Origin of the sequence: Escherichia sp. XD33, assembly GCF_019375075.1 — a bacterium.
In the GTDB taxonomy this organism is placed as follows: domain Bacteria; phylum Pseudomonadota; class Gammaproteobacteria; order Enterobacterales; family Enterobacteriaceae; genus Enterobacter; species Enterobacter flexneri_A.
Window position 1 is genome coordinate 1 of sequence record NZ_JAENDM010000060.1, and the last position, 22196, is coordinate 22196.

17 protein-coding genes, 2 pseudogenes and 1 other annotated feature are annotated in these 22196 nt (G+C 51.0%); of the genes and pseudogenes, 5 read left to right on the forward strand and 14 right to left on the reverse strand.

Features of this window, described 5'->3' with window-relative positions; all coding sequences use genetic code 11:
- Positions 1-120 precede the first annotated feature (120 nt).
- Positions 121-860, reverse strand: a pseudogene (locus K0778_RS21960) (IS3 family transposase); the annotation flags it as partial.
- Positions 463-579: a sequence feature (AL1L pseudoknot), on the reverse strand. It overlaps the preceding pseudogene by 117 nt.
- 49 nt (positions 861-909) lie before the next feature.
- On the opposite strand from K0778_RS21960, the pseudogene K0778_RS21965 reads away from it, so the two are divergent.
- Positions 910-1707, forward strand: a pseudogene (locus K0778_RS21965) (IS256-like element IS1414 family transposase); the annotation flags it as partial.
- A gap of 236 nt (positions 1708-1943) precedes the next feature.
- Here the strand turns inward: K0778_RS21965 and K0778_RS21970 are convergent.
- The 9 genes from K0778_RS21970 to K0778_RS22010 form a co-directional block, all read right to left on the reverse strand.
- Positions 1944-3440: a carbohydrate porin gene (locus tag K0778_RS21970; protein ID WP_000716410.1), complete on the reverse strand. Its 1497-nt coding sequence runs from the start codon at positions 3438-3440 to the stop codon at positions 1944-1946.
- Positions 3441-3539: 99 nt separating this feature from the next.
- Positions 3540-4466 carry an aminoimidazole riboside kinase gene (locus K0778_RS21975; protein WP_153449120.1) on the reverse strand — a complete coding sequence of 309 codons (927 nt, stop codon included), beginning with the start codon at positions 4464-4466 and terminating at the stop codon, positions 3540-3542.
- A gap of 29 nt (positions 4467-4495) precedes the next feature.
- Positions 4496-4807 carry a DUF2913 family protein gene (locus K0778_RS21980; protein ID WP_001313183.1) on the reverse strand — a complete coding sequence of 104 codons (312 nt, stop codon included), beginning with the start codon at positions 4805-4807 and terminating at the stop codon, positions 4496-4498.
- 61 nt (positions 4808-4868) lie between these two features.
- Positions 4869-5072: a DUF2913 family protein gene (locus K0778_RS21985; RefSeq protein ID WP_001313182.1), complete on the reverse strand. Its 204-nt coding sequence runs from the start codon at positions 5070-5072 to the stop codon at positions 4869-4871.
- A gap of 5 nt (positions 5073-5077) precedes the next feature.
- Positions 5078-5593 carry a PTS glucose transporter subunit IIA gene (crr, locus tag K0778_RS21990; protein WP_000523728.1) on the reverse strand — a complete coding sequence of 172 codons (516 nt, stop codon included), beginning with the start codon at positions 5591-5593 and terminating at the stop codon, positions 5078-5080.
- 63 nt (positions 5594-5656) lie between these two features.
- Positions 5657-7087, reverse strand: coding sequence for a glycoside hydrolase family 32 protein (locus K0778_RS21995; RefSeq protein ID WP_000813683.1), 1431 nt, complete (start codon positions 7085-7087; stop codon positions 5657-5659).
- Positions 7084-8361: an MFS transporter gene (locus K0778_RS22000; protein ID WP_016240679.1), complete on the reverse strand. Its 1278-nt coding sequence runs from the start codon at positions 8359-8361 to the stop codon at positions 7084-7086. The genes K0778_RS21995 and K0778_RS22000 overlap by 4 nt, the downstream gene beginning before the upstream one ends.
- Before the next feature lie 54 nt (positions 8362-8415).
- Positions 8416-10542: an alpha-galactosidase gene (locus K0778_RS22005; RefSeq protein ID WP_000433621.1), complete on the reverse strand. Its 2127-nt coding sequence runs from the start codon at positions 10540-10542 to the stop codon at positions 8416-8418.
- 93 nt (positions 10543-10635) lie between these two features.
- On the reverse strand, positions 10636-11646 hold the full coding sequence (locus K0778_RS22010) for a substrate-binding domain-containing protein (RefSeq protein ID WP_000053329.1): 1011 nt from the start codon (positions 11644-11646) through the stop codon (positions 10636-10638).
- A 425-nt stretch (positions 11647-12071) separates the two neighbouring features.
- Here K0778_RS22010 and K0778_RS22015 point away from each other — a divergent pair, with 425 nt between their 5' ends.
- Together K0778_RS22015 and phoH are read left to right on the forward strand one after the other, a co-directional pair.
- Positions 12072-13058, forward strand: coding sequence for an IS3 family transposase (locus K0778_RS22015; protein ID WP_001360193.1), 987 nt, complete (start codon positions 12072-12074; stop codon positions 13056-13058).
- A 90-nt stretch (positions 13059-13148) separates the two neighbouring features.
- The gene (gene phoH / locus K0778_RS22020; protein ID WP_034167421.1) at positions 13149-13937 is read left to right on the forward strand and encodes a phosphate starvation-inducible protein PhoH; all 789 of its coding nucleotides are present in this window, start codon (positions 13149-13151) and stop codon (positions 13935-13937) included.
- A 50-nt stretch (positions 13938-13987) separates the two neighbouring features.
- Here the strand turns inward: phoH and pgaD are convergent, their stop codons facing one another.
- From pgaD to pgaA, 4 genes are read right to left on the reverse strand one after another with little or no spacing between them, the layout of a single operon-like run.
- Positions 13988-14401 (reverse strand): poly-beta-1,6-N-acetyl-D-glucosamine biosynthesis protein PgaD, encoded by a 414-nt coding sequence (gene pgaD / locus K0778_RS22025; protein WP_020219278.1) that lies wholly within the window; start codon positions 14399-14401, stop codon positions 13988-13990.
- 1 nt (position 14402) lies between these two features.
- Entirely contained in the window at positions 14403-15728 is a 1326-nt protein-coding gene (gene pgaC, locus K0778_RS22030; RefSeq protein WP_020219277.1) for a poly-beta-1,6-N-acetyl-D-glucosamine synthase, read from the reverse strand.
- Positions 15721-17739, reverse strand: a complete 2019-nt coding sequence (pgaB, locus tag K0778_RS22035; protein ID WP_020219276.1) for a poly-beta-1,6-N-acetyl-D-glucosamine N-deacetylase PgaB — start codon at positions 17737-17739, stop codon at positions 15721-15723. The genes pgaC and pgaB overlap by 8 nt, the downstream gene beginning before the upstream one ends.
- An 8-nt stretch (positions 17740-17747) precedes the next feature.
- Positions 17748-20168 carry a poly-beta-1,6 N-acetyl-D-glucosamine export porin PgaA gene (pgaA, locus tag K0778_RS22040; RefSeq protein ID WP_020219275.1) on the reverse strand — a complete coding sequence of 807 codons (2421 nt, stop codon included), beginning with the start codon at positions 20166-20168 and terminating at the stop codon, positions 17748-17750.
- Between the two features lie 585 nt (positions 20169-20753).
- Between pgaA and K0778_RS22045 the strand changes: the two genes are divergently transcribed.
- Entirely contained in the window at positions 20754-22091 is a 1338-nt protein-coding gene (locus K0778_RS22045) for a GGDEF domain-containing protein (RefSeq protein ID WP_024201564.1), read from the forward strand.
- A 17-nt stretch (positions 22092-22108) separates the two neighbouring features.
- A partial coding sequence (locus K0778_RS27835) for a hypothetical protein (RefSeq protein ID WP_225526352.1) occupies positions 22109-22196 on the forward strand: 88 nt, incomplete at its 3' end.

The following is a 22196-nucleotide window of genomic DNA, read 5'->3' on the forward strand; positions in this document are numbered from 1 at the left end:
TCTCCACCGTCACACCCGGTGGGATTGTTGGGTTTCTCATCGTGAGTTACCGGTTCAATATTCCAGACAGACTCGCGGTTCATTTAAGCATCCATGCCCGCCCTGAACTCCGGGCACACCGTAAGTAAAATCAGCCACCCACAACTGGTCAGGACGTTCTGCCACAAACTGACGGTTTACGCGGTCGCCTGCGGCAACGGCTTTCCGGCTGACGGTAGTGCGGACCTTTTTACCCCGGAGAACACCGGCAAGTCCCATAACCGCCATGAGGCGCGCCACTGTACATCTGGCTACCCTGATTCCTTCCCGTAACAACTGACGCCAGACTTTACGCACACCGTATACCTGATGATTCCCATCGTATACGCGCAGTATCTCTTTCTTCAGCCAGTCATCGCGCTGCGCACGGGCACTGCGTTTATCAGGATGATGTCGCTGTTGCTGACAGTGGTAATACGTTGACGGGGCAATATGTAGTTCACTGCATACCGGTCCGACCCCGTACAGCTTACGCAGCTTATCCAGCAGTGGCATCACTTTTTCCAGAGGCGGTCGAACTCCACCTTCGCAAAATAAGCGGAAGCCTGGCGAAGGATATCGTTACTGCGGCGCAGTTCACGATTTTCACGTTCCAGCTCTTTCAGACGCTGACGTTCAGCGGTGGTGAGCCCGCCATCACCGCCTCCGGTATCCCGCTCATGCTGGCGCACCCAGACACGCAGAGTCTCCGGTGTACAGCCAATCTTTGGGGCAATGGAACAAATTGCCGCCCACTGTGAGTCATATTCGCCCTGACTTTCCAGAACCATACGAATCGCCCTCTGACGGACTTCGGGGGAAAAACGAGTATTTTTAGTCATTCTGTTTACCTCTTTCTCAGGGAGTTTAGTCTCCAGGATTCCCGGGGCGGCTCAGGTCACCGATGCCGTGATGGAGCAGGTTGTAGAATGGCAAAACAGACCACTGGATGCTGTTTACCCCATTGTTTATCTTGACTGTATCGTCCTGAAAGTTCGGCAGGACAGTCGCGTCATCAACAAATCGGTGTTCCTGGCACTGGGCATCAATATCGAAGGTCAGAAGGAACTGCTGGGTATGTGGCTGGCCGAAAATGAAGGGGCGAAGTTCTGGCTCAATGTGCTGACTGAACTGAAAAACCGCGGTCTGAACGATATCCTCATCGCCTGTGTGGATGGCCTGAAAGGCTTCCCGGATGCCATCAACACAGTATATCCGAAGGCCCGCATCCAGTTATGCATCGTGCATATGGTGCGCAACAGCCTGCGCTTCGTGTCATGGAAGGACTACAAGGCCGTCACTCGCGACCTGAAAGCGATTTATCAAGCTCCCACGGAAGAGGCAGGTCAGCAGGCACTGGAAGCGTTCGCTGCGGCCTGGGACAGTCGCTATCCTCAGATAAGCCGAAGCTGGCAGGCTAACTGGCCGAATCTTGCCACGTTCTTCGCTTATCCAACGGACATCCGCAAAGTGATCTATACGACGAATGCCATCGAGTCGCTAAACAGCGTGATCCGCCATGCGATCAAAAAGCGTAAAGTGTTCCCGACAGACGACTCGGTGAAAAAAGTGGTGTGGCTGGCAATCCAGTCTGCATCCCAGAAATGGACGATGCCGTTGAAGGACTGGCGAATGGCAATGAGCCGCTTTATTATCGAGTTCGGTGACCGCCTGGACGGTCACTTCTGAGAAAAGGCATTTACACAGAATCCTAAACAGGCTCCCGTCACGATACCCGGTATCAATCAATGAAGTCCATTTAATTGATGACGTCGAAGTTATGGCATGTGTGACGATGCTGAGAAAGCGCCCTTTTTCAGGTGTTTTTTTAATCTTTTTGGGGTTTAAATTCCTATTGATGAACAACGCTTTCATTTACGGGACAATGACCGGCAACGCTCCCGGTACACCGGGAGCGTTAGTGTTCAGAACCAGGTTTCCATCTGAACGCCAAAATTCCATTCCCCGCCTGCATTAAACCCGCTACCGCCGAAAGCATCATCACTGGCGTAGTTATCCAGTCTGCTGCTCCAGTCCATCCAGGTGGCGAACAGACGCAGTTCCGGACGGCTGAAGAAGTCCCCCAGACCTCCTGCCTTGAGGGTGGGCGCAAACGTCAGCTTGTAAAAACTGCCGTTAACAGCATTGCGGTCCTTATACCCTTCAGGTTTCAGATCCATGTACTGGTAAGTGCCCTCAAACGCCAGCGCAAAATTCTGCGTCACCTCCTTAATCAAGCGGGTGTTCAGGGTCACCCATTCATAACTGTCTCCACGGGCATAGCGATCCTTACTGCCCTGCGCCATGACTGACGGGGCGATATGCCAGCCGTTTCCGAGCGGGGTGGTACCATATGCAGCAAGACGCCAAGTATCCGCATCACTGCGTAGTGCACCGTCAGAGCCAATCCCCTTCACTTCCGCCCCCAGACCATGCCCGTACAGAAGTGCTATTTTCGCCGTTCCCTCACGTAATCCCCAGAAACTGTCATTATGAAGTCCGGCCAACACATGCACACCGTGGCTGGCGGCACTGGCATGGATAAGGTCGCCATTATTGTCCCTGCGGTCATCATTATCCTTTGCCCGCATACCGCTGACCATAAGCTGGAACGGCCCGGCAAAGTGGTTCATGGTAAGGATATAGTTCTGGACGTTGTTATCGATATCCTCCATCTCCCCGAAATTGCGTCCATACAGGGAGAAGTTACTGCGCAGAGTGTCGTTCCATTTCACGTCATAGATACCGCCCCCGGTTCCGCCGAGGAAAACCACGTCCGAGTCCAGCCAGTGGATATCAAAGTTGTCACGATCGAAACGTTTACCCGCCCATACCGTACTGTGCTTCAGCGGCCCGGTGAAGTCCGGCAGATTTCCCAGTTCAGCCACCACCTGGCGGACGTTAAGGTCACTGGAGTTCGCCGACCAGTCGTTATAGGTTTTCTGACCATCCGCCAGCATCACCTTAAACCGGGTGGTGGCCCCGCTTTCGAGCGTCTTTTTGTGCTCAAACACGGTTTCCACATAAGTGTCTCCCTCATTCCCGAGGCGCCCGACCGAGCCACCGGTCTCTCCGGCAGGCGTCAGATACGGACCACTTTTGCTGCCGGATGCGGCATCGTTCATCAGCAGACCCGAGCGGGCATAGCCGTGAAACTCAAAACCACTATTGTCCGCTTTCTTTTCCGGTGGTACGGATACGGTCTGTGGCACAACAGGTTGTGTCGCCGGGGTGGCGGCCAGTTGCTGCACCTGCTGTTCTGTAGCGGTTGCCCGTGATTCAGCCTTCTGAGCACGGGTTTCAGCATCCTGAAGCCGTTTTTCCAGGGCCGCCAGCCGGGCTTCAATACTGTCGGTATTCCCCGCCGCAAAGACCGGGGAACAGGCCAGCAGAATGGCACACGAGAGAAGGTGTTTTTTCATTTTTATATCCTTGTAAAAACAGAGGTATTGTTGACAGCTAAATCGATTTAGTCACCCGCAACAAAAATGACGTGCACAACGGTTACGGGCAGGAAACGGTCAGGGGTGTTTCAGTAAATCCTGGCGACGGGGTAACACTGTCATGGCACCTTTTGCTGTCGTGGCAAGCGCACCACAGCGCTGGGCCTGTTCGATGACGGATGCGAGTGCCTGCTCACCGGAGGGCATCCCCTCTGCCGCCAGCGCTGCCAGCAGACCTGCCACGAAGGCGTCACCGGCACCGGTCGTGTCCACACTCACCACCGGTGTTGCCGGGAAGTACAGGTTTTTTCCCTGCCAGCGAGCCATCACGCCATCCTTTCCTTGGGTTACCAGCAGCAGTGCCAGGGGATAATGTGATGCCAGAACATCGGTTCCCTTCCGGACATCCTGTTCACCGCTGATAAAGAACAGTTCCTCTTCCGATACCTTTGCCACATCCGCCAGCATGAGCGCCCGGTGCAGACACTCACGCAGTTGCGATGTGCTCTGCCACAGGTCAGTCCGGATGTTGGGGTCAAAGCTGACCCTGCCGCCAGCCTGCCGGATGTTCTCCATGGCCTGAAACGTGGCGCTGCGGCAGGGCTCTGCACTCAGGGCATTGGAGCAGGTATGCAGCCATTCACCGGCACGAAAGGGCGGTAAATCATCAGGGGTAAGGAAAAGGTCTGCCGAAGGGCGCACCATAAATGTGAAGGTTCGTTCACCACCCGGCACCAGCGACACCACCACTGTGGAAGTCCGGTACAGAGGGTCGGTATGCATATACGCCGTGTCCACACCCTCATCAGCCAGGGTTTTGCGCATAAAACGCCCGAAAGGGTCATCCCCCACACACCCGACAAACCCGCTCAGGCCCCCCAGTCGGGCCACGCCCACGGCAACATTGGCAGGCGCACCACCAGGGCACTGCAACAGCGTGCCCGGCTTCTCCGGTAATAAATCCACCACGGCATCACCGAGACCCCATACTTTTACTGTACTCATTCATACTCCATGATTTTCATCAGTCATATTCAGCGGATGACAGACAGCTCAAACATCGCCATATCCGTGGTTCCGGCTGGAATTGGATACCAACCCGCATTCCGGAGCAGGGCAGCGAGGGCAGACACATCGCCGGTCAGGGGATGCAGCAACCTCCCCTGATAATCAAATGCCGCCTCAAGACGTGAGCGGGAAAGATAAAAGCTGCCGGCATCCCCGTTCGGAACCACGACATTACGCCCCTCCCATTTCCGGTCGCTCAGTATCCGCCAGCACCAGCCCTGCTCCCTGATGGTTTCCAGGGCGAATGTCAGGCGGAACAGGTCAGTCTGTACCGACACATCACCAGAGCAGGCCTGCCACAGATACTCCAGCCTGCTGCGGATATCTTTCGCCCCGCTTTCACTCTGCAGGGCTCTGATATGTGCGGGGAAAACGGTGCTGTTTCAGTGCTGTGCTCCGCCAGCGGTTTAGAAACAGGTTTTCCTGGATTTTTGACGCAATCCGGCCATCCCGGCGGGCCAGATGCAGGGCTACCAGCCCGCACCAGGCCAGATGTGCGGCTTTCCCTGATACCAGCTGCCCGCTGGCGATATTGTCACTCATGGCGCTTACTGGCTGCTGATATCAAAAACCGGTGTTTCTCCGGCGATGACCGGGCCGGAGAACAGGGTTATCTCCTGGACACGGTCAGAGTCCGCCACAATCACCGGTGTCAGCGTGGACTGTGCTTTCTGCTGAAGTAACGCAAGGTCAAACCCGATGACGGGGTCACCGGTGCTGATCAGCTGGCCTTCCTGGGCAATACGCCGGAAACCCTCTCCCCTGAGGTCAACTGTGTTAATACCGAAGTGCACGAACAGTTCAGTGCCACTGTCGGTGCGGATGGAAAACGCGTGGTTTGTCTCCAGTATTTTACCGATAGTGCCGCTGACAGGAGCCATCAAGGTATCGCCGCCGGAAGGACGGATAGCAATACCATCCCCCACTATTTTCCCGGCAAACACAGCATCCGGAACCGTGTCCAGAGGGACAATTTCACCGGACAGCGGTGCCATCACGCGGGTGACTTCCGCCGGTTTCTCATTTTCACTTATCAGTTGTTTAATCCTGCCCAGTAATCCCATTGTGCTTTCCTTCATTACGGGTGAACCGAAAGTACTGCCGTCACCGACGGCAGTGGAATTATTTCAGGCCAGCGTCCACAGTGAGCCGTCCGTCAGCACAGCCTCGCCGTGAGCTGCATATAGCGACAACCGGCGGGTTCCGGGCTGCGGGTAAATACGGCTGGACAGGGTGGCATCGCCATCGTTAACGAACACTTCCACCGATGAACGGTCCAGGAAAACCCGTAGCGTCAGATATTCTGCGCCAGGCAGCGCGATACTGCGGTAACCGTCCAGCCCCTCATCCGGGTAGTGACGCCAAAGCACCAGCCGTCCTGCCTGGTTATCCACATACAGCCGGAGCCCGTCTCCCAGGTGGATGCCGTAATGCTCTGCCTGACTGTCGAGGGTATGCCACGTCAGCACCAGTTCCACGGCCTGTGCGTCCTCAGCCAGCAACTGCGTGCCACTGAGCCTTACAGGGTGTAACGGCTGGCACGTCCCGCGAAGGGATTCGGCTTCGCGAACCGGACGCTGACACAGACGACCATGGCGTTCAAAAAGTTCCCTCGGCAGGGTCAGACATCCGGCCCAGGCCTCACGCTTTGTAGGCATCGGGGAGTCCCACATATTCATCCAGGCCATGATGATGCGCCGTCCGTCCTCCGCGACCAGGGACTGCGGGGCATAAAAATCATGACCGTGATCCAGTTCTTCAAATGCCCCGCTCAGGGCAAAGGCGGCCCCCGGCTGCCAGTGACCCGGTAAAACTCCGCTCTGAAAGCGGTTGCGGAACCGGTATCCGCCGGGCGTCATCCCCTGCGGGGAGAACATCAGCCAGTGATGGTCGCCACAGCGGAAAAAGTCCGGACATTCCCACATATAGCTTTCTCCGGCTGCCGACTGCGCTAGAACCCGTTCCTGGCGCCAGTCCCGCAGGGATGTGCCGCGATACAGCAGCACCTGACCGGTGTCAGAGGTATCCCGCGCGCCGATAACCATCCACCAGTATCCCCCTTCCCGCCAGACCTTCGGGTCACGGAAATGCATGATGCCTTCCGGTGGCGTCAGCACGCAGCCCTGTTTCTCAAAGTGAATGCCGTCACGGCTGGTTGCCAGACACTGGACTTCGCGGATGATGCTGTCATCCCCCCGATCCTCCAGACAGAGATGACCGGTGTAGATAAGCGACAGCACGCCGTTGTCGTCCACTGCGCTGCCGGAAAAACAGCCATCCCGGTCATATTCATCACCGGGTGCCAGCGCAACCGGCTCATGCTGCCAGTGCAGCATGTCCGGACTGGTGGCATGTCCCCAGTGCATCGGCCCCTGATGTTCACTTGCCGGATGGTGCTGAAAGAATGCGTGATAGCGACCGCTGAAATAAATAAGCCCGTTCGGATCATTCATCCATCCGGCAGGTGGAGCCAGATGAAAAACCGGGTACCAGGTATCACCACGACGGGCGCGGAGTGTATCAAGTGCAACCTGTGCAGAGGCAAGACGCTGTTTCATAAGCGAACCTCCGTCTGTGCTGTAGCGGTTTCTGCTGACGGGGCAGCCGTTTTATGGGTACTGCTCAGGGTGAAAGCCGATAACACGGTGACCGCAAGGACAATACCGCCCAGAACCAGATAGGTGTTCTGGAACCCCATGCGGTCATACAGGTGACCTGCAAAGGTTGAGAGGAATATCGCCGCCAGTTGTTTGGAGAACTGAAAGCCAATCAGATAAATGGTGGCCGACAGCCGGGTATCAAACACGCCGGTGATATACTTGAACGCACCAACCAGCAGGAATGGGACTTCAAGGGCATGCAGCATTTTCAGGATCACCACTTCAGTAGCCGTGGTGGCAAAGGCCGACCCTGTGATGCGGATGGTCATAATCAGACCCGCGACAAGCAGTGTGTTTTTGGCACCAATGCGGTTGATTATCCAGGGGGAGCAGAACATGATGATGGCATTGCAAATCTCGCCAGCCGTGGTGGCAAAACCAAATGCCCGGATCCCCGCCTGCGGCGTGTCAAAAAATGCACGGAAGAACGTGGCAAACTGCTGGTCAAACACGTCATAGACGCAGGCCACCCCAATCATGTAAAGCACGAACATCCACATCTGACGCATACGAAACAGACTGAACACCATTCCGGCGGAAATCACGGGCGAGTTGGCACCCAGCGCATTCATGACCATCGCTGTCTGACTGGTTCCGGGACGCGCCAGCGCCACCAGAAGGACCAGCAGCAATGCGCAGCCGGACCCCATCCAGAATACCAGGGACGGATCCACGTTGAAAAGCAGCCCTGCCGTGGTGGCACACAGCGCCCAGCCCAGACAGCCGAACATCCGGGCCTTACCGTATTCAAATCCGCTGCTGCGGCTGACACGTTCAATATAGGCTTCGATGGCACCGGCTCCCGCAGAAAAAACGAAGCCGATAAAAATCCCGCCGCTCAGTGCTCCGGCCCAGATGTTGAACCGCAGCAGCGGCGCAAAAACGTACAGAAAGAACGGTGCAAACAGGACCAGCAGCAGGCTGATGATCCACATCAGGTGTTTTTTCAGGCCAAGACGGTCTGAGATGACCCCCAGCAGCGGCTGGAAGCTGATGGCAAACAGGGAGAGGCATGAAAAAACAATCCCGGTATCCGTTTTACTCAGCCCCACAATGTCTGACAGCCAGACGGGCAGAAACGGGAAACAGGTTGCCATGATGAAAAAGTAGAGAAAAAAGAACAGACCAAATATCCAGAAATCGGGGTTTTTATGAGTACTGACAGTATTCATTATTGTTATCCTCACGGGACTGAGTGCAGGGAGCCGTGACCGGCTCCGGTCCTTTTATGCCAAACGTTCAAGGGCAATCAGCATGGCGCTTTCCGGATCCAGTACGGGAAGCTGAATACCGGCCTGCGCCAGCCATTCCCCACTGATGTCGGAGGTCTGGTTCATCCAGCCGGGCAGCCTGCGCATGGTATGCCCGCCTTCACCGACCAGCTGAATATCCGGATGGTCAACAACACGAAGCCGGTAACGGGCCTGTGGTGCCAGCCCCGGAAAACGTAGAGCACCCGGCAGGGTGTGATCCGGCATGGCAAGCTGGCTCACCAGGAAGAGCGCCTGCGACTGATCCGGGCTGACCACCCCCTGCACCTGTGTCGCCGCATCCGGCATATCCACCCGCCATAGGGTGCCCGTGTGGATAAGCTGCCGCCATTCTTTGTAGAGCGAGGCATAGCGGCGGTAACCGGCGGATTCCTCTTCTCCGGCCGTTACCGGATCCAGCTCCAGTCCCATATGACCGAACAGGGCCGTCAGACCGCGAAAGGCAATGCTGTGCTGCCGGAAGGTGGCATGGCAGCGATGATGACCGATGTGTGCCCCCATAACCTCCGGCGGGAAAAAGTAACTCATGCCACGCTGTATGGTGCAGCGCTCCAGGGCGTCATTGTTGTCAGAAGCCCAGAAGCGGTGCGTGCGGGTCAGAACCTCAAAGTCGATACGTCCACCGCCGGAAGCGCAGGACTCAAACTCAACACGGGGAAAACGTTCGCGCAGGAGATCCAGCAGCCGGTAAAACTGACGGGTCTGCGCGTCCGCCGCCGCCCGACCTTCATGCCCGGCCTGGACCAGCTCGCGGTTCATGTCCCATTTCACATAGTCAACTGGGTGTTCGCCCAGCAGCCATAAACAGCGTTCATAAATGTAAGCAAAGGCCTCAGGAATGTTCAGGTTGAGAACATACTGATGTCTCCCGGTTGGTTGTGTGTACCCCGGCATTGACAGTACCCAGTCAGGATGGCGGCGAAAGAGGTCAGAGTCCGGGTTAATCATTTCCGGTTCCACCCAGATACCGAACTCCATGCCGAGTGATTTCACATGGTTAATCACCGGCATCAGTCCGTCCGGATACTTCTGTTCATCCAGATACCAGTCGCCCAGAGCCGCATGGTCATCATTGCGTCCCTTAAACCAGCCGTCGTCGATAATGAAACGTTCAACGCCAAGCGCTGCCGCACGTCCGGCCATCTGCATGATGTAGTTCGGGTCGTGGTCAAAATAAATACCTTCCCAGGTATTGAGGTGCACCGGACGGGGTTTCTGCTCAGGAAAACGGATGATTTCATCGCGCAGAAAACGGTGGTACTGCTGACTCATACCATTGAGTCCCTCCGGGGAATAGCTGGCGTACAGCCACGGCGTGTACACGGTCTCATCCTTCTTCAGGGCTTTTTCTCCGGGCATCCACAGTGCTTCCGCCTGGAGGTAACGCCGTCCGTCAGTTTTGACCTCACATTTCATGCGATGGTTGCCACTCCAGCCCAGATGTACGGCCCACACCTCGCCCTGCTGTTCTGAGAAACCGGGGGCACCGGCAATCAGTGCCGGAAAATGCTCATGGGACGTGCGGCCCCGGCGGTTCTCCAGCACAAAACCGTCATGTGTGAGACGGACCCTGTGCGGCTGAAACTCACGAGTCCAGCGTCCGTGGAAGGCCATGACTTCCTCTGCCCTTTCAGCCACAGGGAGCGTGATGGCGAAGCGGTTCACCTGCCAGTCCCCTTCACGGAGGTTCGTCAGGGCATGACGCATCTTCAGCACACCGGACGATGTCAGCACCAGTTCACTGACCATGCGCAGACCCGCCACTGCATCCTCACTGGTCAGGGTGAGTGATTCTCCGGCCTGTACCACGCTGATGGTACGGAACACAGGGGACGCATCCAGCCCGTTGCGGTGTCCCTCCAGCCCCGGCGAGCCAAAAAGTCCCGCGCCGTTTTCGGCCATCAGCGTCAGTGGGGTGTCGGTATCCAGACGACCATTCGCAACCGGCCTTTCCAGGCTGATACAGTCATCCGGTGAAAAGTGTTTCAGGGTGGATCCCCACCAGACAATCTCTGCATACGGGTGGGTTTTAATAATCAGGTCTGAGTGGGGACTGGTCAGCCTGCGGTACATCGGTTCCATAAGACATCTCCGTTTTCGGGTATGCCTTACTGTTGATCCGAATCGTTTCGGATAGCAACCGAAACGATTCGAATTTGTGAGCGGGATTAAAAATCAGGCGGAGGGAGCAAGCGTTGTCTTGCCAGGATGAAATTCCGGCTGCCAGAGTACTTGTAGCATTTCAGGTGAAACATTCGTGACCAGCTGGCGTATCATGTCGGCAATCTGACGACCGACGCGATGTCGTGTTGACTGAAGAACTGCAGCCACATCCTGTTCAATAATACTGTCCTGCGGCAGACCATCATAAACCACAAGAGAGACGGCATCCTCTCCGGACAGATGACCGGATAACTGCAGCGACATGGCCGCGCCATCACCGATCAGGTCACTGTCGGTAATAATGGCCGTCGGGGGAAGCGGAAGTGACATTAACTCAGTCACTGCCTGGAAACCTGAGCGTCGGGTGGGAGAGACCCGGCGTAGCCAGGTCTCAGGCAGACCATGTTCACTCAGGGCATCGCGCCATCCCTGACGTCGTGCAGTGACATAGGCACGGGAGTTGTCCTCACTCAGCAGGGCAATTCGCTGATGGCCCAGGGCAATCAGGTGCTGTGTGGCCTGCCAGGTTCCTGCATGGTTATCAAAGTCAAACCAGGCACAGGGAAGACCGGACGGCACCTGACCGAGTGCCAGAAACGGAATACCGGCCTCCTGCAGGTGTGTAAGACGCGGGTCATTATCCATCGTGTGCGCCACGATAAGGGCATCAACCCGGCGGCTTTCGACCAGACGCATATAGCTGTGGCTGTCAGCCCGTTCATCATCGGCTATCAGCAGTAAGTCAATATCATGGCGGGCCAGTTCCCGGCTGATACAACTGACCATATCCACAAACACACTACTGCTGAACAGTACAGCATGTTCAGGGAAGACCAGGCCGACCGCATCGGTTTTACCGGTTTTGAGACGTCTTGCCAGGGTATTCGGGCGATAACCACGACGCCGAGCTTCCGCTTCTACACGTGCACGGGTCGAAGCGGAAACGTCCGAAAATCCGCCAAGCGCCCGGCTGACTGTGGTGACAGAGATCCCGAGTTCGGCGGCGATAGCCTTGAGTGACATATTTTCTCCTGCGGATAACTGAACAGCCCTGTCCCTGATGCGGGTGATCCGGGCAACAAACCTGACAGAGACGCCTGCATAAGTGGTCGCGCTGTACCAGTATGAGCCTCCATCATCCTGATTTGTGTATTAACTTTCAATACCGGAGGACGATTTGATTACCGGTTGTTAGCAGGAGTGCGAATATTAGACCGACGGTGGAGATCTAAGACTCAGTGAGCATAGCGATACACTATATTACTGTAATTAAGCCAGTAAACTTCCTGTTCACTGGCTTAAACGCTAATGATGTATGCAGTTGAACAAGCTTTTAAACTAATGATTAATTGATATATAGACTGGCCCCCTGAATCTCCAGACAATCAATATCACTTAAATAAGTGATAGTCTTAATACTAGTTTCTAGACTAGTCATTGGAGAACAGATGATTGATGTCTTAGGGCCGGAGAAACGCAGACGGCGTACTACACAGGAAAAGATCGCTATTGTTCAGCAGAGCTTTGAACCGGGAATGACGGTCTCCCTTGTTGCCCGGGGATGGGGAGTAAGCTTAGTCAGCCGTTGTCTCCGGGTGTCGCGTGCGCAGTTGCACGTCATTCTCAGACGAACCGATGACTGGAAAGATGGTCGCCGCAGCCGTCACTCAGATGATACGGATGTGCTTCTCCGTATACACCATGTTATCGGAGAGCTGCCCACGTATGGTTATCGTCGGGTATGGGCGCTGCTTCGCAGACAGGCCGAACTTGATGGTATGCCTGCTATCAATGCCAAACGTGTTTACCGGATCATGCGCCAGAATGCGCTGTTGCTTGAGCGAAAAACCGCTGTACCGCCATCGAAACGGGCACATACTGGCAAAGTGGCCGTGAAAGAAAGCAATCAACGATGGTGCTCTGACGGGTTCGAGTTCCGCTGTGATAACGGAGAAAAACTGCGGGTCACGTTCGCGCTGGACTGCTGTGACCGTGAGGCACTGCACTGGGCGGTCACTACGGGCGGCTTCGACAGTGAAACAGTACAGGACGTCATGCTGGGAGCGGTGGAACGCCGCTTCGGCAGCGAGCTTCCGACATCTCCAGTGGAGTGGCTGACGGATAATGGTTCATGCTACCGGGCTAATGAAACACGCCAGTTCGCCCGGATGCTGGGACTTGAACCGAAGAACACGGCGGTGCGGAGTCCGGAGAGTAACGGCATAGCAGAGAGCTTCGTGAAAACGATAAAGCGTGATTACATCAGTATCATGCCCAAACCAGACGGGTTAACGGCAGCAAAGAACCTTGCAGAGGCGTTCGAGCATTATAACGAATGGCATCCGCATAGTGCACTGGGTTATCGCTCGCCACGGGAATATCTACGGCAGCGGGCCAGTAATGGGTTAAGTGATAACAGGTGTCTGGAAATATAGGGGCAAATCCACCAACCCTCTGATGTTCGTGCGCATAATCGCGCTGCCAACGGCGCGTGTGATGAATACAAACAACTCAAGGTGCTCTCCATGGGAAGACAAAAAGCAGTGATCAAAGCTCGTCGCGAGGCAAAACGTGTGCTGAGACGGGATTCGCGCAGCCATAAACAGCGTGAAGAAGAATCGGTCACCTCGCTTGTGCAGATGAGCGGCGTAGAAGCCATTGGTATGGCCCGCGATAGTCGCGATACCTCGCCCATCCTCGCGCGAAATGAAGCGCAATTGCACTATCTGAAGGCTATTGAGAGTAAGCAGCTGATATTCGCCACGGGCGAAGCCGGGTGCGGAAAAACCTGGATCAGTGCGGCAAAAGCGGCAGAGGCCCTGATACATAAGGATGTCGACAGGATTATCGTCACCCGTCCAGTATTGCAAGCCGATGAGGATCTTGGCTTCTTACCTGGAGATATCGCAGAAAAGTTTGCTCCTTATTTTCGCCCGGTCTACGACGTGCTGCTGCGGCGCTTAGGAGCTTCCTTTATGCAGTATTGCCTGCGACCGGAAATAGGGAAGGTGGAAATCGCGCCGTTCGCCTATATGCGTGGACGTACCTTTGAAAATGCAGTCGTCATTCTTGACGAGGCGCAGAATGTGACTGCCGCGCAAAGGAAAATGTTTTTAACCCGCCTCGGGGAAAATGTGACGGTTATTGTCAACGGTGATATCACGCAATGCGATTTACCTCGCGGCGCGCGCTCCGGATTAAGTGACGCGCTGGAACGTTTCGAAGAAGATGAAATGGTCGGGATCGTCCGATTCGGTAAAGAGGATTGCGTACGTTCGGCACTTTGCCAACGTACGCTACATGCATACAGTTAAGCGTATTATTGGTGCAGAGCCCGGGCGTACCGGGCTCCATTTTGAGGGGGTTATGTCCGGACCAGCGCTTTTTCTGACACCACCATTTTTATTTGCCCATGGTTAGTGAAGTGTACGCTCATCCTGTGGTTTTTTTGCAGTTGCTGATAGAGCTCATAAGGTATTGCTAAGCTCTCTGCATATTCTTGCGGCGTGTATTGGTATGCTGCATGATGCTGCTGTTTTTGATAACGCAGCTTGTTGTACAGCGCCCAGATAATTAACACGACGGCATTCGCCGCCGCGAGTAAAAAATAGAAATGAAGTCTGCTTCGGGCATCGCTTTGCCAGTAATGACCCGACCGCAGATCCATGGCGAATAAGAATATAAACAAAGCAAATAACGCCCACAGGATAGTCGTAGCTACATAATCAACCAATAAATGTACTGGCGATTGTCGGGTCGTAATAATTAAATTGTTCATATTAACCTCTCAGAATACCACGATCTGGGCTTATCCAACGGGCGCGTTGCTTTTTATGCATCAACATGACTCGTGTAAATGAAACCAACGTCGTTGCAAGACTCAGTACCCAGAAAATAACTGGGAACCAGATAATCCAGAGAAGCGATGAAGCAAGATTATGCTCATAGCGATTCTCAATTACCAGGCTGACAATAAATTGCACTAAACATAACGCACATAATAATATTCCTGCAGTATGTGTCTCGGCGATATGTGTCAATTCAATATTTAACGGTACACCTGCAAGCTGGACCACGTAAATAATGAAACCAACAAGACAGGTAAAGGCCCATATTGTCGTCAGGCAATATTCAAAAAACAGCGGCCACATTCGTACGTTTTCTTTACGCCATAATCTGGTCATATTTTTGAGGAATACTTCTGCACCACCCTGGGCCCAGCGCAGGCGTTGTTTCCATAGCCCTTTTAATGTTTCCGGCATTAATATCCAGCACAGCGCCCGTGGCTCGTAAAAAATTGTCCACTGATTCAACTGCAGCTTCCAGCTAATATCAATATCTTCGGTGATCATATCGTCACTCCAGTAACCCACTTCAGCCAGGGCACTGCGACGAAATGCAGCGATAACGCCGGAAACAGTAAATACGTTTCCATAGATACGCTGGGTGCGCTTGATCAAACCAATAATTGAGGAAAACTCGCCAACCTGAATTTTACCTATCAGAGTTGAACGTGTACGTATGCGAGGATTACCGGTTACAGCACCCACGCGAGGATTGTATAACATTGGTTCAACAATATACGCCGCCGCATCGCGATCTAACAACGCGTCGCCATCGATACACACCAGATATTCGCTTTTCGCCGCGGCTGCTCCGGTTTTAAGCGCAATGGCTTTCCCCTGGTTTTGCGCCAGATGAATGACTCGCAGACGGGGAATTTCCGCAGCCAGTTGATCCAGGATCGCACGGGTTTTGTCTGTTGAACCGTCATTTACAGCAATAACTTCAATGTTCTCATAACGCTGTGCCAGAGCTGCGTGTATGGTTTCCTCAACGTTTTTCTCCTCATTAAAACAGGGAATGATAATGGAGATAGACGGATTATCTTTCAGCTGTGGAGCTGGTGCGTTTTCTCCCCACGGCCAATGGCGTTCACGATAGGCCCAGAAATAGACTCCGCCAACAATCCACAGAATGGACATAAAAAATGGCCAGAAGAAAACGAACCTCATCATCAATTCGCCAGAATGAAAGTACGCTACACATAGGGGTATGCATAACACCAGACATAATATAAAAAACGATACGATACGATTAATCATTTTTCGGATACCAGGCTGTGGAAAACTCAGGACGAATAACGTCTATTTCAGGTTTGTTATGCAGGAAGTTATCGGGATAATAACCATAATTTTTCACTCCATTCAGTTGGAAAAGGCTCATCCAGTGAGCAAGTTTTTGCGAAGAAATAGCCTGATGCTGACCATTGTTCTGCCAGTTTTGTGCCTGTAATTCTAAAATAGATTTATCTTTTGCTTGAGGGATGCTTTTAATCTGATTGACCAGTTGTATTAACCATTGATCAGCAGATTTCTCATCAACTCCTTCCATATAGGGCATTGCCATGATTGCCGTCCAGTCATAGCTTTGTAGAAAATCGGCATAGTTTTGGGCAAACCATGCTTCACTTTCTGGCTGCATAACGGGGAGGGCAAAAATATTTCGCGCAGTCTTAATTTGTGGGCCGCGAACAGCCTTGACTTTGGCGCTTAGCGCTAATGTGAAGTCTGTTAAGGCATTGCGTTTAAATTGCGTCCAGCGTTTAAATTGCTCAGGATCCTCGCGGATTTCACGAATACTCGTCGCAAATCCTGCTTTCTTATAAGCAGCTATTGCTGGAGCACTGGCATCTTCGTAATCTGACAACACGGCATCGTCATGAAACAAAATGCCATCAAAAGACGCATGACCTGCAAGATCCTCATAAAGGGTACTAATTTGTTCACGTACCCGGTCATCGAAAAGGGAGAGACGACGGTATTGCGCTGGATGAATTTGTGATGCTTGCTTATCAAATGGCAAATATTCCACCCGGGGTAATGCGGGATCTAAATCCCAACTCAATACCGGCATCCAGGCGTAAACGGCCACTCCGGCACGAGTCTTTAATTGCCATGCAACACGGTTAAACAAATCCGCTTTCATGGGTAACAGGCGATTAGGAAACCAGACCTCTTTAACCAGACCATCACCTGTTGGGTCGGCGAAAGCCTGCAAATACACACTGGAAATTTGCATATCTTTCACCCGCTGAATCAACACATCCAGATTTCGCTCCAGCTGTTGGCGGTCAGCATCATAAACATAATCGAGATCGATATGCATAACTCGCTCCGGTGATGTTTCCTGCACACCAATGATTTGCTGAGCAAACTCTTTAAGTGATGGATTATTGGCGATTAATACGCGCGGAATAGAATCTAACTGGGAAGTATTTCCCAGTCCGGACTCCAGAGTGAAGAACATGTCATAACCCAGTTTTTTTAATTCCTCAATCGCAATACCGTTTGCTGCACCATAGGGCCAGACAAAAACCTGGGCATTTACGCCAGCATTTGCTTTCAACTTTTCGGTCATTTTTACGGCATCCTGACGAATGCGGTTGCGATATTCCGCTTCGGTTTCGTATCGCTCATTATTTGAAAAATACATGCGATTAACAAAAGCGGGTAATTTGCTGCCAGTGGGATTAGCCTCAATGCCGTAGTGAAAATTCCAGGTATGCGAGGCTATCTCAACCAACTTCGAACGTCCTATTTCACGCACTTGTTGCCAGGTGGCAAAATAGTCTCTGTCTACCATTTCATCGCCAAATTTCACTTGTTGATTCATCGGCGTGTCTATCCAACTGCCAACCGGTGCCCATAATGCGGGCCACTGGAATGCTTGCAGAATAGGGAATACACGGGTGTAAAAACTCTGAAATCCATCATCAAAGGAGAGTAAAACCGCTTTATTAGGTAGCGGTTTTCCCCCACGGTGAGCTTCCCGAATTTGGTCAACGCTGACGGGGTGATAGCCATTTTCGCGCAGCCATGCAAATTGTTCACGAAGCGCAGAAGTTCGCACTGACATGAAACGCTGATCAGCAGTATCGTCTTCAACATTATGCCAGGAGATGGCTACAAAGTTATTTTGTGGCCACGGATGTTCTGCCTTTAAAGATTCTCGACTTTGTGGTGGCGTAAACTTATTGTTTTGGTGATTAAAACATGCAGAAAGCATAGCAATGCTAATCAACAAAAACAGATATCTTATTCCTTTGCGTAACATAATGATCCTTAAAATTTGAATGTCATATCAAATTCAACATATAAATTATGCTCTCTGTTGCCGTCATAAGGCCGCTTTCCCCAACGTACCGTTGCACCTGCATCTATTACGTCATTCCACGCAACGCGTTGCCCATACCCCAGTTGTGTAACTAGATCGGTACCATAATTTTTTTGCCATGAGGTACCAGCGCCTGCGCTAAATATTTGCTGCCAGCTATTCTCGTATTTACGCCACAATAAATGGCTTGCCTCCAGTGCCGGAACAATATCGAGCGTTTTTTCCGGGTTAAAATAGGGGGTATCTTTTTTTGTATTCTGGCCGTAATAAATTGTGGGCTGAAAATCAATAATCAGTCGGGATGAAGACCACATCCGTTCACTACCATTGATAAATACTTCGTGACGTTGGTTTCCATCGGAAAAATCAGTAAATGCCCATGAACTGCTGTATTGACGGCGCTCATTCTGATACCAGCGTAAATATGCCTGCGCACTGTTGCCGGTTATGCCATTTTTCATTGCCCGTAGAGGGACTCGATGAGAGATGCGTTCCAGTTCAGTACCGAGTCGCCAGTTGTCGTTAAAATCGTACCAGCCAGATAAACGTGCACCGGGTTTATGTTCGCCATTAAAATAACGTCCGGCAAATTCTGCTTCCAGCCAGATGTCGCGCGAACGCCATTCGAGGCCAGTTAACCAGTCACGAACAATCCCTTTCCCCTCGCTGAATTGACCATCAGCATAGCCAAAACCAGCAAAAGCACGCCAGTTTTCATTCAGCGGTGGTGAGTACACAACGCTGGTAAAATTCACATCATGTTTGCCATTATCCGGACCTTCGGAATCCAATCCAGAAGAACCTGAAATACGTAGTTCAGCCATGTCATGTACTTCAAGCGCACGCTGTATACGTTTTACCGCGGGGGCTTCAGGATTGCGGGCGACCACATCCTCAGTTAATACTTTCGCCTGTTTCCACTCCTGCAATGTTAATGCATTCCAGGCCTGTTCAACCTCCAGCAGTATATTTCTTGGCTCAAGTAGTTCGGCTTTTTTTAATTCTGTTTCTGCAGCACGAGGTAAACCACGAGCCTGTAATACGCTGGCGTAGTCGATGCGTAATCCCTGATTACCCGGTGCGTTATTGCTCATATTTTGGGTTATTGCTTCAGCTTGTGGTAAATCATTACCGTATTGCGCAGCCGCTGAAAGGAACGAATAACCCTGTAGCCACTTGTCATTAGGTATCGTTACAGGAGAACCCATAATCCGACGGTATGGAGATGCTGTAGTAATGGTGTGATCAGTGAGCATTAACACCCCACTATAATTCTCACTTTCCAGATGGCTGTAAAAGAGATCTGCACGCTCTTCTTCGGATAATTCAATATCTGGTTGTGCCTGGTGATAGAACAGTTGGGTCATCATCGCTTGTGCTTTTCCCGGTTGACGATCGTGCAGATAAGCGGAAGCCACCCAATACTGTGCCCAGGGGGGAACAGATTGTCCTGTATCTTTTAAACGCTGATAGTGGGAAATAACATCTTTGTAGCGTTCGCGGGTTAACAATGCGCCAAGATGGTCAACCTGAATACGCTGGTATTGTGCAATTCGGTCTGGGTTGTTTTGCCACAGAATATCTAATGCGGTGTATTGGGCGAGGGCGCGATCGGCAATGGCATAGCGTTCACTTTCACTGCGCGTAGGCATAAATGACAGTCTGACCAATTCGGCATGAATATCAGCGCGGATATCCGGCGTTAAATTGGCATCGTCAATGGCGGCAGAAAGCTGATTATTACGTAATGCCTGTATGTATTCTTCCGTATATTGCGTAGAGGAATTTTCAGGTAATGATTCTGTCATTGCCCGTAATTCATCTTGATGACGACCTGCCAGTTTATAGATATAGGCTTCTGCGAGTAAATTGGCTTTGTCAGGTGTACCGGACTTAATCTGCTGAAGTTTAACCAGTGCAGTGTCATAGTGACCCGCATCTGCCAGGGTTAAAATTTGTCCCCGTTGATAATCTTTATTTTGCGGATCCAGAGCGAGAGTCTTTTGCCACAGTGTCAGTGAGTTTTGCCATTGCTGCGTGTTACGATAAGCGATGGCAGTCGCCGCATAAGCGCGCGCGGGTAATTGCTGGTGACGGTAGCGGTTGTAAACGGTCATAACCTGTTTATCTTGTCCCGCCCATAAGGCAATCTGTAGCCAGTCAGCAATCTGGTTATTACTGAGTACAGACTCTTGTTCAAACCATGTCAAAGCTGGCTGAGTATTACCCTTGCGAGCTTCAATAATCAATGCATCATAGGCGTTATTAACGGCACTATTCGCAACGGGACTCGACGCTAAAAATGCAGCGGTAAGAAAATTCAAAACCAATTTGGTTTTTGGGCACCTTTTTTTACTACTTGAATACATCCTGTATTGCTCCATGTATTGCAAAAAATACTCTCTTCGCGAACTTCTAGTTAGCTGAAAAGAAAAGATTTATTCACATCAAAGCCCGTAATTAAACGAGGAATAAAGACGCGAATTGTTGATAGTGAGAAGAAGAAATGGTGAGCTGAGTGTTCATATCAAATCCTTAACTTTCCTCGAAAATCCATCCCAAAAGGGAAGAACTACGGGGATGCTGCATAATTCTCTATGCGTCTTTCAAAGTAATCCAGGATTAAAATAATTAAATCAGCAAATTCCGAATGGTGCTTTCGGATTTTCCGAAAACCCTGATGCAATGCGATGTTGCAGCATTATTTTCTGCGATAATTACTCTTAATGACTATAAGAATTATTGTTTTATGGGGGTGGGCTTATAAAGATTTATGAGTATTTACTGCTTTTAAACAGTAGTGAATCAGTAAAATGTTGAAATGGTGATTATTCCCTTACGCAACTATGCTTGTTAGTATCTATTATATTTAGATATCCATATTGACAACGGTATGTTTCTTATATCTATTAATAGTGTAAAAGGAGTTTACAACCTTCGGGTGGAGTGGCTTTATGAGGAAGGACTATTTTGGAATTGGTAGTACGGTATTTGTGAGTTTGTTGTTCGGGCTTGCATTTATTTTGGTGAATAGTTGGTTTCATCAGCCGACTGTTAAGGAGACTGTTCCGCAATCGACATATCTGATGGTTATGATTGCTTTGTTTGTTATTGATATAATAGCATTCATTTTTATGCAGTTATATTTCATTTATGATCGTCGACAATTTTCAAACTGTATACTTGGTTTAGCCTTTCTTAGCTGTCTGATTTACTTCATTAAAACAGTCATTATCATTCAGCAACCTATTGAGGGGGGGCTAACTAACAGCATTATTCAAAATGATACTGCTATTTATTATTTTTTCAGGCAGGTAAGCTTATGTTTATTGATTAATCTGGCGCTGGTAATTAAGTTGAATGAAAAAAATGATTTGTGTGAAAGGTGGCATAAAAGAATCGTTTTTTACATCAGTGTGATTTTTATAGTTGGCCTGCCCATTATTGCTTTCATATTTAGTAGCCAATGTGAGAACTATAGTTTAACTATAGCTGAGTTATTAAATAAAAATGGCCGAGTTGTGTGGAAAACGTCTTATGTTATCATGCTGATATTTATGTGGTTAATGCTGTTGGCAGTTAATTTATATTTCAATCGTTTGCGTAGTGATATCTGGAATGGGGTATCGGTGATTGCTTTTTGTGCTGTGCTATATAATGTCTCTCTTTTATTTATAGGGAGGTATAGTGTATCCATTTGGTATATTAGTCGAACTATTGAGTTGTTCAGCAAGTTAACAGTTATGGCGATATTCATGTGTCATGTATTCAGTGCGTTGCGCGTGACAAAGGATATTGCACATCGCGATCCATTAACCAATATTTTTAACAGAAATTATTTTTTCAATGAACTGAAAAATCAATCAGCATTAGCCAAAAAAAAACCGTACTGCGTCATGATTATGGATATTGACCACTTCAAAAAAGTCAATGACACCTGGGGGCATCCGGTTGGCGATCAAGTGATTAAAACAGTGGTGAAAATCATCGGGAAAAGTATACGGCCAAACGATCTTTTAGCACGCGTTGGCGGAGAAGAGTTTGGTGTCATGCTGACGGAGATCGATCATGAAAATGCGGAAGCCTTAGCTGAAAGGATTCGGGCAAATGTTGAGCGTTTGACGGGTGATAATCCTGAATATGCAATCCCGCAAAAAGTGACGATTAGCATTGGTGCCGTGGTGGTGCATGGAAATACGTTAAAACCGAATGAGATTTATCGGCTGGCTGATAATGCGCTTTATAATGCGAAAGAGGCTGGGCGTAATAAGGTTGTTGGCTTTGTTGAATAAATCGAACTTTTGCTGAGTTGAAGGATCAGATCACGCATCTTCCCGACAACGCAGACCGTTCCGTGGCAAAGCAAAAGTTCAAAATCACCAACTGGCCCACCTACA